This is a genomic window from Pseudomonas sp. S2_C11, assembly GCF_054668395.1.
Genome location: NZ_CP162765.1, coordinates 704,274 through 717,774 on the forward strand (window position 1 = coordinate 704,274; position 13,501 = coordinate 717,774).

15 protein-coding genes are annotated in these 13,501 nt (G+C 60.8%); 6 read left to right on the top strand and 9 right to left on the bottom strand.

Annotated elements, in window-relative coordinates; genetic code table 11:
• Positions 1–115: 115 nt before the first annotated feature.
• Positions 116–544, bottom strand: a complete 429-nt coding sequence (locus tag AB4N48_RS03340; protein WP_460094798.1) for a DUF4234 domain-containing protein — start codon at positions 542–544, stop codon at positions 116–118.
• Positions 545–758: 214 nt separating this feature from the next.
• On the opposite strand from AB4N48_RS03340, the gene AB4N48_RS03345 reads away from it, so the two are divergent.
• The 3 genes from AB4N48_RS03345 to AB4N48_RS03355 are packed head-to-tail and all read left to right on the top strand — an operon-like array spanning position 759 to position 2,354.
• The gene (locus AB4N48_RS03345; RefSeq protein WP_095181775.1) at positions 759–1,193 is read left to right on the top strand and encodes an NUDIX hydrolase; all 435 of its coding nucleotides are present in this window, start codon (positions 759–761) and stop codon (positions 1,191–1,193) included.
• Between the two features lie 23 nt (positions 1,194–1,216).
• Complete coding sequence (locus AB4N48_RS03350; protein ID WP_460094799.1) at positions 1,217–1,855, top strand: LysE family translocator; 639 nt, start codon at positions 1,217–1,219, stop codon at positions 1,853–1,855.
• A gap of 1 nt (position 1,856) precedes the next feature.
• Positions 1,857–2,354, top strand: coding sequence for a GNAT family N-acetyltransferase (locus AB4N48_RS03355; RefSeq protein ID WP_024014170.1), 498 nt, complete (start codon positions 1,857–1,859; stop codon positions 2,352–2,354).
• Between the two features lie 130 nt (positions 2,355–2,484).
• Here AB4N48_RS03355 and metR read toward each other — a convergent pair whose 3' ends face one another.
• Entirely contained in the window at positions 2,485–3,402 is a 918-nt protein-coding gene (gene metR / locus AB4N48_RS03360) for a transcriptional regulator MetR (protein WP_016773382.1), read from the bottom strand.
• Positions 3,403–3,618: 216 nt separating this feature from the next.
• Here metR and AB4N48_RS03365 point away from each other — a divergent pair, with 216 nt between their 5' ends.
• From AB4N48_RS03365 to AB4N48_RS03375, 3 genes are all read left to right on the top strand, one after another.
• Positions 3,619–4,653 carry an alpha/beta fold hydrolase gene (locus tag AB4N48_RS03365; RefSeq protein WP_056790057.1) on the top strand — a complete coding sequence of 345 codons (1,035 nt, stop codon included), beginning with the start codon at positions 3,619–3,621 and terminating at the stop codon, positions 4,651–4,653.
• Positions 4,654–4,760: 107 nt separating this feature from the next.
• Positions 4,761–5,456: a hypothetical protein gene (locus AB4N48_RS03370; protein WP_024014168.1), complete on the top strand. Its 696-nt coding sequence runs from the start codon at positions 4,761–4,763 to the stop codon at positions 5,454–5,456.
• On the top strand, positions 5,453–6,361 hold the full coding sequence (locus tag AB4N48_RS03375) for a hypothetical protein (protein ID WP_122507766.1): 909 nt from the start codon (positions 5,453–5,455) through the stop codon (positions 6,359–6,361). The genes AB4N48_RS03370 and AB4N48_RS03375 overlap by 4 nt, the downstream gene beginning before the upstream one ends.
• An 18-nt stretch (positions 6,362–6,379) precedes the next feature.
• On the opposite strand, the gene AB4N48_RS03380 is transcribed toward AB4N48_RS03375, so the two are convergent.
• The 7 genes from AB4N48_RS03380 to AB4N48_RS03410 form a co-directional block, all read right to left on the bottom strand.
• On the bottom strand, positions 6,380–6,709 hold the full coding sequence (locus tag AB4N48_RS03380; RefSeq protein WP_177342732.1) for a GlpM family protein: 330 nt from the start codon (positions 6,707–6,709) through the stop codon (positions 6,380–6,382).
• An 8-nt stretch (positions 6,710–6,717) separates the two neighbouring features.
• On the bottom strand, positions 6,718–7,995 hold the full coding sequence (gene aauR / locus AB4N48_RS03385; RefSeq protein WP_231507471.1) for a two-component response regulator AauR: 1,278 nt from the start codon (positions 7,993–7,995) through the stop codon (positions 6,718–6,720).
• A 44-nt stretch (positions 7,996–8,039) separates the two neighbouring features.
• The gene (aauS, locus tag AB4N48_RS03390) at positions 8,040–9,941 is read right to left on the bottom strand and encodes a two-component sensor histidine kinase AauS (protein WP_406227310.1); all 1,902 of its coding nucleotides are present in this window, start codon (positions 9,939–9,941) and stop codon (positions 8,040–8,042) included.
• 228 nt (positions 9,942–10,169) lie between these two features.
• Entirely contained in the window at positions 10,170–10,904 is a 735-nt protein-coding gene (locus AB4N48_RS03395; protein WP_016773390.1) for an amino acid ABC transporter ATP-binding protein, read from the bottom strand.
• Positions 10,901–11,572: an amino acid ABC transporter permease gene (locus AB4N48_RS03400; RefSeq protein WP_016773391.1), complete on the bottom strand. Its 672-nt coding sequence runs from the start codon at positions 11,570–11,572 to the stop codon at positions 10,901–10,903. Before AB4N48_RS03400 ends, AB4N48_RS03395 begins: the two co-directional genes overlap by 4 nt.
• Complete coding sequence (locus tag AB4N48_RS03405) at positions 11,572–12,318, bottom strand: amino acid ABC transporter permease (protein ID WP_056790046.1); 747 nt, start codon at positions 12,316–12,318, stop codon at positions 11,572–11,574. The genes AB4N48_RS03400 and AB4N48_RS03405 overlap by 1 nt, the downstream gene beginning before the upstream one ends.
• Before the next feature lie 200 nt (positions 12,319–12,518).
• Positions 12,519–13,433 carry a glutamate/aspartate ABC transporter substrate-binding protein gene (locus tag AB4N48_RS03410; protein WP_150741890.1) on the bottom strand — a complete coding sequence of 305 codons (915 nt, stop codon included), beginning with the start codon at positions 13,431–13,433 and terminating at the stop codon, positions 12,519–12,521.
• Positions 13,434–13,501: the final 68 nt, after the last annotated feature.

Here is a 13,501-nt window from a genome sequence, read left to right on the forward strand (position 1 = left end):
GAGCAAGCTCGCACAAGGAATTGCAGTGAAAGGTGGAAGCTAACTTGCACGCGAAATCGACGATTACCTTTTTGTTTATGCCGCGACCGATTCCTGAGGCGTTTGCCGTTTCTGGTCATGTTTGTGCTTGGCCCTGGCCATATCGTTGATGCAGTAATTGATGTGATAGAAGGTGAACAGGACTGAATACAAGCGGTTCATTCGCGGTTCGAAGTTGTTTGGTCAGTGTGTAGGCGCGCAAGGCTCTGCGAACTCGAAAGCACCAAGCAATGGCGATGAGCTGGGCAATGACCGTCATCGCATACCCCGTGGCTATGAACCGCGGATCAGATACGGTGAAAAAGATCCCTCCGATACCACAGAGCGCCAGATAAACGACCAGACCGGTCTGGCTCAGTGTCTTGATTTGAGTGACCTCCTCAACCACGGTTGTTGTTTTGTGCAGCCATACAACCGAGTAGAGCCCCATGGTGACTACGGTCAGGAGAATGAAATGGAGCGTCTTGAGATTGTTCTTTTCCTTGAGCGTTGAAATGTCAGACATGCAGCGTTTTCCCTCTTAGGCGATGTAGCGAATGGCTGCCGGGCAGCGATGAATAACGCTACCAAATTCGCGAGTGGGAAATTTCCGAGCTTTTGGGCGGACTTGTCGTCAGAGTCAGGCTGATCACGGATGCTCCTTGTAGGGATCTTCTGATGACGCAGGCGCGTCGGGCGTGGGATCCTGCGATTTTTTCGCACAAGGCATTTTTCGACTCATGACGCCGACATCCGCCGTTTCGCCCTGCATCATCCATATCGCCGCCGCCCTGTTGCTCAACGCCCAAGGCCAGACCCTGCTGGTGCGCAAGCGCGGCACCACGGCCTTCATGCAACCGGGCGGCAAGATCGAAGCCCACGAGTTGCCAGTGCACGCATTGGCCCGTGAACTGGAAGAAGAACTCGGGCTGCAGATCGACCCGGCGCAGGCGATCTTTCTCAACAGTTTTTCCGCCCCCGCCGCCAACGAGCCGGGCTTCATCGTGCACGCGGAGATCTTCCAATTGACCATCGATACTGACGTGTGTCCGGCGGCGGAAATCGAGGAAGTCATCTGGGTCGATCCGGCCACTGATCCGGCGCTCGAGCTGGCGCCATTGACACGCGAACACATCCTGCCGTTTTATCGCCGTTCACTGACTGCACTCGCCTGATCATTCCCGCAAAGGACGTTGCCATGATCCCGTTGCAAGACCTGCTGATCTTCGCCGCCGCCGCGCTGCTGATGGTGCTGACGCCGGGGCCGAACATGATCTACCTGATCTCGCGTTCGATCTGTCAGGGACGCCGCGCGGGGGTGACGTCGCTGCTCGGCGTGGTCGGCGGGTTCTTCGTGCATATGTTCGCTGCGGCGGCGGGTTTGACGGCAGTGTTTCTTGCCGTGCCGATGGCTTATGAAGTGTTGAAATGGGCCGGTGCGCTGTACCTGCTGTGGCTGGCCTGGCAAGCCCTGAAACCCGGCGCGCGTTCGCCGTTCGAAGCGCAGCAATTGCCGCCGGACTCGTCGCGTAAGCTGATCACCATGGGCTTTCTCACCAGCGCGCTGAACCCGAAGATCGCCGTGTTCTATCTGTCGGTGTTTCCGCAATTCATCAGCCCTGAGCACGGCTCGGTGTTCACCCAAAGCATCGTCCTCGGGCTCACGCAGATCGGCGTCAGCTTCAGCGTCAATCTGTTGATCGCGCTGTTCGCCGCAGGCATCGCCTCATGGTTTGTGCGCAACCCGACGTGGCTGGCGATGCAGCGCTATTTCATGGGCATGGTGCTCGGCGGCCTCGCCGTACGGCTGATGCTCGAACAACGGCGGACCGCCTGACATGTGGATTGAACGGCTGGACGCCAGCCACGCCCTGGCTTATCGCGAATTGATGCTTGAAGCCTATGACAGGCATCCGCAAGCGTTCACCTCCAGCGTGCGCGAACGCGCGGTGATGCCATTGAGTTGGTGGGAAGGGCGCCTGACCAGCAAGCTCGATGTGGTGCTGGGGGCATTCGATGCCGGGACGTTGGCCGGGATTGTCGGCCTGGCCTTTGAACCGCGCGAGAAGGCACGACACAAGGCCACGCTGTTCGGCATGTATGTCTCGGCGGATTTTCGTCGCAAGGGGCTGGGCTTTGATCTGGTGCAGGCGGCATTGGCCGAAGCGCAAAAGCATCCGGCGCTGAAGCTGCTGCAGCTCACTGTCACCGCCGGCAATGACGCGGCTTTTCAGTTGTACCAGCGTTGCGGCTTCATTCAGTTCGGCCTCGAACCACTCGCCGTGCGGGTGGGCGAAGACTACTTCGACAAGATCCACATGTGGCGCCAGCTCTGACCCACCACGACAATCCTTGTGGGAGCGAGCCTGCTCGCGAAGGCGTCCGTCCAGCCGACATCATCGCTGAATCATCCACCGCTTTCGCGAGCAGGCTCGCTCCCACAGGGGGAACTCTTGCTCGGAAAAATCAGCGTACGGCACTGACCCCATCGAGGGTCGAGAACGAGGTGTCCTTGGCGGTCAGCAGGAAATCGCGCATGTACGGCGCGTCGAGCATGTCCGTGCGAATCGCCGCGTACAGCGTCGCGAACAAGCCTTTCTCACCCAACCGTTTGCCCTTCACATAGCCGCGCGAGCTGTATTCATGCAGCGCCCAGTGCGGCATCCCGCAGACGCCACGGCCGCTGGCGACCAGTTGCATCATCATCACCGTCAGTTCTGAAGTGCGCACCTGCGCAGGTTCGATGTCGGCCGGTTCGAGGAAGCGGGTGAAGATGTCCAGGCGATCACGCTCGACCGGGTAGGTGATCAGCGTTTCCGTCAACAAATCTTCGGGAACGATGTACGGCTTGCTCGCCAGCGCATGCTGATTGGCCACCGCGAGCATGGCTTCGTAAGTGAACAGCGGCACGTAAGTGATGCCGGCAATTTCCAGCGGATCGGAGGTCACCACCAGATCCAGATCGCCGCGCGCCAGTGCCGGCAGTGGGGCGAAAGCGAAACCCGAAGCCAGGTCCAGCTCGACCTCCGGCCAGGCATCGCGGAACTGGTCGATGGTCGGCATCAGCCACTGAAAGCAGCTGTGACATTCGATAGCCATGTGCAGACGCCCGGCGGTGCCACCGGCCAGCCGACCGATGTCCCGTTCAGCGGCGCGCAACAGCGGCAGGGTGGCGTCGGCCAGTTGCAGCAGGCGCAAACCGGCGCTGGTGAAGCGCACCGGTTTGGTCTTGCGCACGAACAACTGCATGCCCATGCGCTCTTCCAGCTCTTTGAATTGATGCGATAGAGCGGATTGCGTCAGATGCAGGCGATCAGCGGCATCCACCAGGCTGTCGGCTTCGCGCAGGGCGTGCAGGGTTTTCAGATGTCGGATTTCAAGCACCGGCGGGGCTCCATGAAGAAAACTTGTGAAGAATGCGAGGAAGGTGAGTTTGTCTCATGACGTTGGCTTTGTCGATCTGTCGGCGAGGATCCGGCGGGCATTCGACAGACGACCGCTCGGCACTCTTCATCAAACTGTCATGCAACTGTGGCAGCGCGCTTGAGCGAACTTCATCAGACTCGCGCTCTACTGGGGTGCTGCGTTTTGGTGTTTTTCATGTTCAAGAGAGTTTTTTCAGTCGCGGCCGCGTTGGCCGCGCTTTTGTTCGGGGCCGGCTCGTTTGCAGCCGGGCGCTGTGATGTCAACGTGCCGACCGAGCACGCCGAGCTGGCGCAGGTCAGTCTTGCCTATCAAAGTATCGGCCGTGCATCAGACCCGGCGCTGTTGCTGGTCATGGGCCTGGGTGGGCAGTTGATCCACTGGCCGGATGAAGTGGTTGTCGCTTTGTGCCAGCAGGGTTTCCGGGTGATCCGCTATGACAACCGCGACGTCGGATTGTCGACCTGGCGGCAGGCGCCGATCGAGGCCAACCTGACCTTCGAAGTGCTGCGTTACAAGCTCGGTTTACCGGTCTCGGCCCCGTACAGCCTGACTGACATGGCCGACGATGCGCTGGGTTTGATGACGGCGCTGAAGGTTGAGCAATTCCACGTGCTCGGCGCGAGCATGGGCGGGATGATCGCCCAGCACATGGCGGCAATGGCGCCGCAGCGGGTGGAAAGCCTGACCCTGATCATGACCACTTCCGGCGCTGAAGGCCTGCCGGCACCGAGTGCGGCGCTCGTGCAGTTGCTCTCGCGCCGAGGTGCGCCGAACCGCGAGGTAGCGCTGGAGCAACAGGCCGATCTGCTCGCGGCACTCGGTAGCCCGGCGGTGACGGATGATCGACAGGCCTTGCTGCAACAGGCGGCGGCATCCTACGACCGCGCGTTCAACCCCGAAGGCGTCAAGCGCCAGATCATGGCAATCCTTGCCGAACCGAGCCGGGTGGCATTGCTCAATCAGCTGCGCGTGCCGACCCTGGTGGTGCACGGCACGGCAGATCCGCTGCTGCCGGTGATGCACGGCGTGCATCTGGCGGCGCACATTCAGGGCAGTCAGTTGAAACTGATTCCGGGACTGGCGCATCGCTTTCAGGAGGCGTTCAAGGAGCCGTTGCTGGCGGCGGTGCTGCCGTATTTGCAGGCGCATCGCGAGGACACTTCGCATTGGGCTCGGGTCGATCCGCCGGCGCCGAACAATCTGCTGTAAGAGTGCGCCAGCATCCTGTCGCCAAAAAAATATCAATGTGCCACTATTGTTTGCCGCGTTGTTGCCGATAAGGCGCAGGAACGTTTTCAGACATAGGGACTTGATCCATGATTTTTCGCGCTACACGTCAATGGGCCGCGCTGGCCCTGCTCGCCGTACTGACTCTCACCGGCTGCGCCCATGTGCAACCGCCCGTGGCCTTGGACAAACAGTTCTGGGATGCCAAAGAGCCGACCATCGGTGTGGCCATTACCGTCGTACCGTCGCCGGTGCTGGCGCTGACCGGCAATCAGGGCATCCTCGATTACGCCATCAATGCCGGCGTCAACAGCAAGCTCAGCGCCAACGTCGAAACCTGGCAGGTGCGCGATCTGGAAACCCTGCCCGACGCCATCGTCGCCAAGCTGCAAGCCAAGGGCTACAAGGCCAAGCGCATTGATGAAAAGGTCGATCTGAAGACCTTCAAGGAAGTCGATTTCCGCGAGGGCTACATGACCAAGGACCTGTCGCCGATGAAAGCTGCCCACGGCATCGACCGTCTGTTGCTGGTGTCGATCTATGCCACCGGTGCCACCCGCAGCTACTACAGCATCGTGCCCACCAGCGTGCCGATGGCCCAGGTCGGCGGCCAGGGCATGGTGATCGATCTGTCGGACAACAAACTCCTGTGGTACCAGCCATTCGCCGCTGTGCAAGCCGCGCAAGGCGAGTGGGACGAGCCGTCCTACACCAACCTGTCCAACGCGTTTTATCAGGCGATGGATAACAGCCGTCAGCAAATGATCGCCCCGTTCGCGCAATGAAACGTCTGGCGCTGACCCTCGCGGCGATCTCGCTGCTGGCGTTGCCTGGCTGTGCGCAGAAACCGGCACCTGAGGCCGGTTTCAAGGATCAGGCGGCCATGAGCTATGTGCAGGCACACGGACTGAAGGTCGACGTGCAACTGCCGGCGGAGTTTGTCGGCGCCAGCACGGTGATCGACAGCAAGGCGGCAGTGAACGCGGCGAATTCCAGTTACACGCTGGTGTCGAGCTCCGGTGCGGGCGCCGGGCTGGCGGGCATTCTGGTGGCCAGTCTGATCAACACGCAAATGGGTTCCGGTACGTTACAGCGCGATGCCGAAAAAGCCGCGCTGAACGAATCGCGGCCGCTGGCCGACCTGCTCGCCGGCGTGCCGTTGCAGGAGCGCTTGCAACAGCGTTTTCAGGCGGCGTCGCAAGTCTCCGGATTCAAGCAGGGGGCAGGTGCGGTCACGGCACGGTTGCTGATCGAACCGAAGCTGATGCTGACGCCCGATCGCGGCAGTTTCGTGCTGGTCAATCAGGTGCAATTACAGGATATCGCCGGCTCGCCGCTGTACCGCATGCGCATCGAAGTGGCCAGTCAGCCGATCCGTCGTTGCGGCAAGCAATGCATCGATGACGGCGCCCTTGACCTGGCCAAGGTCACCGCCGTGCTGGATGAATGTATTGATGAATCCATGCGCGTGTTGAGCGCCGACCTGATGCAACCGACGCCACCGCCGGCCGCGCAGGAAACCCTGCGTTACGTGCTCGACGGCCAGCGCGTGGTCGAGCGCGGTTATCAACTGGCGCAGAACGGCAACTACTGGCGCTACCGCAATCTCTACGGTGCGGTGAAGTCAGTGCCAGTGCCGTTCGAGGATGCTCTGTCGTCCGCGCAACTGGCCCGAGTCTACGGTCGCTAGAGGCTGATGCACGTGGGTTCAGGCATGCAGCCGGACCCACACGCTCACCAATACCGTTGCCGCCATCAGCCACGCCACCGCCGCCACGGCCAGCGATGCTTCCAGGCGCATGCGGTCGACCATCACATACAGCGTCGCCAGATACACGAAGTAGGGAATGATCGACCACATGCCGAAGACGATCGTGGTCTTCAGATCGTCGACCGAACGGCCCTTGCCAACGATGTAGTGCGCAATCAGGGCAAAGGTCGGGAACAGCGGCACCAGACCGGCGATGTAGTAGTTTCTGGTCTTCGACAGCGCAGCGAGGATCAGCACGACTGCGGCGCCGATAGCGGCTTTGAGAATCAGATCCATCAGTGGCTCAGCCCGTACTTTTTGACTTTGTCGAACAGCGTGGTCTTGGCCATGCCCAGTTCCTGGCTGGCCTGGGTCAGGTTGCCGCCGCTGCGTTGCAAGGCGTCGACCAGCAGATTGCGCTCGAACGCTTCCACCGCTTCGGCAAACGCCAGGCCCTGGCCGGCGCTGGCCCCGGATTTCTTGAAAGCCGGCAGGCCGAGGGCGAAGCGTTCGGCGACGTTGCGCAGTTCGCGCACGTTGCCCGGCCAGTCGTGGCTCATCAGGTTCGACAGGGTCTGGTTGTCCAGCTCCGGCAGCGCGCGGTCGAAGCGCAGCGCCGACTGCTGGGTGAAATGCTCGAACAGTTGCAGGATGTCTTCGCGGCGTTCGCGCAGCGGTGGCAATTCCAGGGTCACGACGTTGAGGCGGTAGTACAAGTCGCTGCGAAATTCCCCGGCCTTGCTCGACTCATCAAGGTCGGATTTGGTCGCCGCAATCACCCGGCAATCCACGGCCACGCTCTGGTTCGAGCCGAGGCGTTCAAGGGTGCGTTCCTGCAGTACGCGCAGCAACTTGATCTGCAACGGCAGCGGCATGCTTTCCACTTCATCGAGGAACAGCGTGCCGCCGTCGGCGTGCTCGATCTTGCCGATGCGCCGTTTGCCGGCGCCGGTGAAGGCATTGGCTTCGTGGCCGAAGATCTCGCTTTCAAAAAGGTTTTCCGGCAGGCCGCCGCAGTTCAGCGCGACGAACTGTTTGCTGTGGCGCCGACTGAAATCGTGCAGGCAACGAGCGACCAGTTCCTTGCCGGTGCCGGTCTCGCCTTCGATCAAGACGTTGGCCGAGGTGTCGGCGACGTTGGCGATCAGCTCGCGCAGGTTCTGCATCGCCGGTGAGCGGCCGATAATCCGCCCTTCCAGCGAATCGCGTTCGGCCAGTTGCCGACGTAGCGATGACACTTCACGGGCGAGGCTGCGTTGCTCCAGCGCCCGCCGCGCGACATCGACCAGGCGTTCCGGCGAGAACGGTTTTTCCATGAAATCGTAGGCGCCTTTCTGCATCGCGCCGACAGCCATGGAAATGTCGCCGTGGCCGGTTATCAGCACCACCGGCAGGCTGCGATCACGCTGCTTGAGGCGGGTGAGCAATTCCAGGCCATCGATGCCCGGCAGGCGGATGTCGCTGATGACGATGCCGGCAAAGTTGTCGCCGACCTGCGCCAGCGCCTCTTCGGCACTGCCGACGCCGATGCACGGAATGTCTTCGAGGGTCAGCGCCTGTTGGCAGCCGAGCAGCACATGGGGGTCGTCTTCGACAATCAGCACACTGAGTTCAGGGTTCATATTGGCTCGGCAGAAAGAGGGCTTACCAACGGTAAACTGAGGACGAAAGTGGTGCCACCGCCGGCCGGGTGTTCGACACCCAGGTGCCCGCCGGTGGCGGCGGCGAGGCTGGCGGACAGGGTCAGGCCCAGTCCCAGGCCTTGCTCGCCGGGTTTGGTGGTGAAGAACGGTTCGAACAGATGCTTGCGCGCTTCGGCGTCGATGCCGTGGCCATTGTCACGCACCCGCAAGCGATACTTGCCGTTGAATTCTTCACCCTCCAGCCACAGCTGCGGCTGCGGTTGCGCGTGCATGGCGTCGAGGGCGTTGCCGATCAGGTTGACGAGGATCTGTTCGAGGCGAGTCTGATCGATCAGCAACTGCACATCGGCAAACTGCCGGTGAATCTGCAGCGCGGTGTTTTCCAGGCGCGCACCGAGCACTTGCAACGCGGCGTCGACGGCTTTGCCTAGACTGGCCTGACCCTTGTTGTCGCCGCGCCGGGCGAACGAACGCAGGCTGGCGGTGATCCGGCCCATGCGGTCGATCAGGTCGTTGATGGTCTTGAGGTTGGTGCTGGCGACGTCGAGTTGGCCGCGCTCGAGAAAGCGCACGGTGTTGCCCGACAGCGTGCGCATGGCCGCCAGGGGCTGGTTCAATTCATGGGCGATGCTGGTCGACATCTGGCCGATGGCCGCGAGTTTGCCGGCCTGCACCAGTTCATCCTGAGCGCGGCGCAAAGTCTCCTCGGCCTGGCGACGCTCGCGGATCTGACTCTTCAGGCGTTCGTTGCTGGCGCGCAGATCGGCGGTGCGTTCGGTAATCCGACGCTCCAGTTGGCTGTTGGCTTCCTGCAACGCTTCGCGGGCGGCGAGGCGGGTGGCGAGGACTTTGCGCCGCTCGTTCCAGGCAATCAGCAGGAAGGCAAACAGGGCGAACGCCACCGCCACCAGAATGCCTTGGTTGATGGCTTCGCGGCGCAGGTCCTGCAACGGCGTGAGCAGGGTGAAATTCCACGGCGTGTCGCTCAGCAGTCGGGTTTGCGCCAGATAACTGATGTCGTCTTCATCGGGCTGTAATTCGCTGTTGGCGGGGAAGGTCAGTTTCTCCACGCCTTCGGCCAATGTCTCGCGGGCCAGCGGTTGCAGTTCGTTGAGCGGGAACCAGTAGTACTGCAGGCTGCGAGCGAGTTTTTCCTTGACCTCATCGCTGAGCGGGATCACCGATTTCAGCCGCCTGGCCGGATCGCTGGAGAGAATGATGATGCCGTTCTCATCGCTGACGAACGCTTCCAGTCGCGCCCGCTGCCAGCGTTCTTCCATGGCTTCCAGACGCACCTTGACCACCGCGACACCGATGATCTTGCCGTGCTCTTCGAGGCCGTGGGCGAGGTAGTAACCGGGTTCGCCATTGGTGCTGCCGATGCCGTAGAAGCGCCCGGGCTGGCCGCGCACGGCGTCTTTGAAATAGGCGCGGAAGGACAGGTCTTCACCCAGGTAACTGTCGACATCGCGCCAGTTGCTGGTGGCCATGACCCGGCCGGTGGTGTCCATGACGTAGATGGCCCGGCTGCGGCTGCGGCGGTTCAGGCCTTCGAGGTAATCGTTGACCGTCTGCCGGTGCTCCGGGGTCGGATCGGCCAGCAACTGCGGCACACTCGTTTCGAGTTCCAGCAGGCTGGGCAGGTAAGTGTATTTGCTGATCTCGCTTTCGACCGCGCGGGCGTGCAGTTCCAGCTGACGCTGGCCGTTTTCGCCGAGGCTGCGGATGCCGAAGTGTTCACTGGTCCAGAAGCCGATGAAACCCAGGCCGACCATCAGGGCGATGATCAGTGGCGGCAGGAACAGATGACGGATCAGACGGGGCTTCACGGCAAGTGATGGCTCGGCAGCGCGATAAAGAGTGGGGTCGCATTTCATCACAGATGCCTTGGGTCAACCACAACACTTGTTTGTGCCTGTGGCGAGGGGATTTATCCCCGTTGGGCCGCGAAGCGGCCCCAAAACCATCACCGCGGTTTAACTGAAAGACCGCATGCACAGGGTTTACGACTGCTGCGCAGCCGGACGGGGATAAATCCCCTCGCCACAGGGGATCTCATTGTCAGGCTGCCCGCACCCCACAGACAGGGTGCGGGTGTGTTGCTTTTAGTGCTGCAGGATTTTCTCGAGGAAGTGCTGCGCGCGTTCGGAGCGGGCGCTGATGTCGCCGAAGAATTCCTCTTTCGGGCAGTCCTCGATGATCTTGCCTTGATCCATGAAGATCACCCGGTCGGCCACTTTACGGGCGAAGCCCATTTCGTGGGTCACGCACATCATGGTCATGCCTTCGTGAGCCAGTTGCACCATCACGTCGAGCACTTCGTTGACCATTTCCGGATCGAGCGCCGAGGTCGGTTCGTCGAACAGCATGACGATCGGGTCCATCGCCAGCGCACGGGCAATCGCCACACGCTGTTGCTGCCCGCCGGACAGTTGCCCCGGGTGCTTGTGGGCGTGCGCCGACAGGCCGACGCGCTCAAGCAGCTGCAGACCCTTTTTGGTCGCCTCTTCCTTGCTGCGGCCGAGCACCTTGATCTGCGCGATGGTCAGGTTTTCGGTGATGGTCAGGTGCGGGAAAAGCTCGAAATGCTGGAACACCATGCCCACGCGCGAACGCAGTTTCGGCAGGTTGGTTTTCGGGTCGGCGATCGACGTGCCGTCAACCACGACATCACCTTTCTGGAACGGCTCCAGGGCGTTGACGCATTTGATCAGCGTCGACTTGCCGGAACCCGACGGGCCGCAGACCACGATCACTTCGCCTTTCTTGACCTCGGTGCTGCAATCAGTCAGCACCTGGAAGTCCCCATACCACTTGTTGATGTTTTTGATAGAGATCATACGGCGAACCTTTTTTGCAGACGCTTGACCAACCGCGAGGCGGCGAAGCTGATGATGAAGTACACGAGACCGGCGAAAATCAGGAACTCATTGGAGCGGCCGATGATGTCGCCGCTGGCACGCGAGGCGTTGAGGAAATCCACCAGGCCCACGGTGTAGACCAGCGAGGTGTCCTGGAACAGGATGATGCTCTGCTGCAGCAGCAGCGGGGTCATCTTGCGGAACGCCTGCGGCAGGATGATCAGGCGCATCATCTGCCCGTAGTTCATGCCCAGTGCCTGAGCAGCACCCATCTGGCCCTTGGAAATCGACTGCACACCGGCACGGACGATTTCGCAGAAGTACGCCGCTTCGAACATCATGAACGCCACGACGCACGAGGTGAACGCGCCGATCGGCGTGTCTTCGCCGGTGATCCAGCGCAGCACGAACGGCACCGCCAGGTAGAACCAGGTGATCACCAGCAACAGCGGGATCGAGCGGAAATAGTTGACGTAGGCGCCAGCGATGCTCGACAGCAGCTTGTTGTGTGACAGACGGCACAGCGCGAGGATCGTGCCGAGAATCATCCCGCCGATCACGCCCATGGCCATCAGCTTGAGGGTCATCACCATGCCGTTCCACAAACCGGGAATGGCCGGGACGATGCCACTGAAATCGAATTCCATTATTTACCCCCCACGGAGATCAGGCCGGGCACCGCGACTTTCTTCTCGACCAGGCGCATCAGCAGCATCAGGCTCATGTTGAGGGTGAAATAGATCAGGGTTGCCAGGGTGAACGCTTCGAACAGGTTGGCCGAGAACTCGGCGGTCTGTTTGGTCTGCGCCAGCAATTCCATCAAACCGATCAGGGACGCCACGGAGGAGTTCTTGAACACGTTGAGGAATTCCGAGGTGAGCGGCGGAATGATGATCCGGTAGGCCTGGGGCAGCAGCACGTTCCAGTAGATCTGCGGCAGCTTGAAACCCATCGCGCGGGCGGCGGATTCCTGACCACGGGGCAGCGCCTGGATACCGGTGCGCACTTGCTCGCAGACACGGGCAGCGGTGAACAGACCGAGGCAGACGACAACGCTCAGGTAGGCCGAGGTGGTTGGATTGAGGTCCTGCTTGTACCACTCCTGCAGATCCGGCGGCAGCAGATCGGGCACCAGGAAGTACCAGATGAACAGCTGCACCAGCAGCGGCACGTTACGGAACAGCTCGACGTAGCAGGTCGCGATGCCCGATACGATGCGATTCGGCACGGTGCGCATGATGCCCAGCAGCGAGCCGAGCAGCAGGGCGATGATCCACGCCACGACGGCGATGGCGATGGTCCAGCCCAGACCGGAGATGAACCAGTCGAGATAGGTCTCGCTGCCCACGCCGGTGGACTTGAAGAACACGCCCCAGTCCCAGTTGTAATTCATTAGGGTCTCCCCTCGATTCGATCGATGTACAAGTGCCCGCCTGGGGAACTCCGTTCCCTCCCCAGTCTTTTTTTAAAGACCGGGCACACGCGATCGGCTCGACAGCCACCGGTTCGAGTGTTTCCAGAAAAATGCCAGCAGGGAGTGACCATCCCCTGAAAAGGCAGGCGCCTCCTCAGGGGATAAGGTTAGTCAGAAAATCAGGACTTCTTGTCGTCAGCCGCTTTGTCGGTCGGATTGGCGATCAGGGTCTTGAGCTCGTCGCTCATCGGGAAGTTCAGGTTCAGGCCTTTTGGCGGAATCGGCTGCATGAACCACTTCTCGTAGATCTTGTTGATTTCGCCCGAAGCGTAGGTGGCCTTGATCGCGTCATCCACAGCCTTTTTGAACGGCTCGTCGCCTTTGCGCATCATGCAGCCGTAGATTTCGTACGACTGTGGCGTGCCGGTCACTTCCCAATCGGCGGCTTTCTTGGCCTTGGCGGCTTCGCCGGCCAGCAGTGCGTCATCCATCATGAAGGCAACGGCACGGCCCGATTCCAGCATCTGGAAGGACTCGCCGTGGTCTTTGGCGGAGATGACGTTCATGCCCATCTGCTTGTCGGCGTTCATCGCCTTGAGGATGCGCTCGGAGGTGGTGCCGGCGGTGGTTACGACGTTCTTGCCTTTCAGATCGTCGAAATCCTTGTACTTGGAGTCTTTCTTGGACAGCAGACGGGTACCGATTTCGAAGATGCCGACGGAGAAGTCGACCTGCTGCTGACGCTCGACGTTGTTGGTGGTCGAACCGCACTCGACGTCCACGGTGCCGTTCTGCACCAGCGGGATACGGGTCTGCGAGGTGACGAGGTTGTATTTGACTTGCAGGTCCGGCAAATCGAGGTCTTTCTTGATCGCGTCGACGATCTTCATCTGGATATCGTGCGAGTAGCCGACCGGCTTGCCGGACGCATCAGCGATGTAGGAGAACGGAATGGAGGCGTCACGGTGGCCCAGGGTGATGACACCGGACTCTTTGATCTTCTTCAGGGTGCCGGTGAGTTCGGCGGCGAAAACTGGCGTGCTGATCAGAGCGGCAGCAATGGCTGCGCCCAGGATATGGGGAACGATGCGCATCAAATTTTCCTCGACATTGTTTTTTTTATGGAGCCAGTTTGTCGGCCCTTTTTGTGCTTCGAATGCCT

Coding starts and splice junctions, on each gene's coding strand:
- AB4N48_RS03340 (WP_460094798.1), bottom strand. CDS start 544: ATGTCTGACATTTCAACGCTCAAGGAAAAGAACAATCTCAAGACGCTC.
- AB4N48_RS03345 (WP_095181775.1), top strand. CDS start 759: ATGACGCCGACATCCGCCGTTTCGCCCTGCATCATCCATATCGCCGCC.
- AB4N48_RS03350 (WP_460094799.1), top strand. CDS start 1,217: ATGATCCCGTTGCAAGACCTGCTGATCTTCGCCGCCGCCGCGCTGCTG.
- AB4N48_RS03355 (WP_024014170.1), top strand. CDS start 1,857: ATGTGGATTGAACGGCTGGACGCCAGCCACGCCCTGGCTTATCGCGAA.
- AB4N48_RS03365 (WP_056790057.1), top strand. CDS start 3,619: ATGTTCAAGAGAGTTTTTTCAGTCGCGGCCGCGTTGGCCGCGCTTTTG.
- AB4N48_RS03370 (WP_024014168.1), top strand. CDS start 4,761: ATGATTTTTCGCGCTACACGTCAATGGGCCGCGCTGGCCCTGCTCGCC.
- AB4N48_RS03375 (WP_122507766.1), top strand. CDS start 5,453: ATGAAACGTCTGGCGCTGACCCTCGCGGCGATCTCGCTGCTGGCGTTG.
- aauS (WP_406227310.1), bottom strand. CDS start 9,941: ATGAAATGCGACCCCACTCTTTATCGCGCTGCCGAGCCATCACTTGCC.
- AB4N48_RS03395 (WP_016773390.1), bottom strand. CDS start 10,904: ATGATCTCTATCAAAAACATCAACAAGTGGTATGGGGACTTCCAGGTG.
- AB4N48_RS03400 (WP_016773391.1), bottom strand. CDS start 11,572: ATGGAATTCGATTTCAGTGGCATCGTCCCGGCCATTCCCGGTTTGTGG.
- AB4N48_RS03405 (WP_056790046.1), bottom strand. CDS start 12,318: ATGAATTACAACTGGGACTGGGGCGTGTTCTTCAAGTCCACCGGCGTG.
- AB4N48_RS03410 (WP_150741890.1), bottom strand. CDS start 13,433: ATGCGCATCGTTCCCCATATCCTGGGCGCAGCCATTGCTGCCGCTCTG.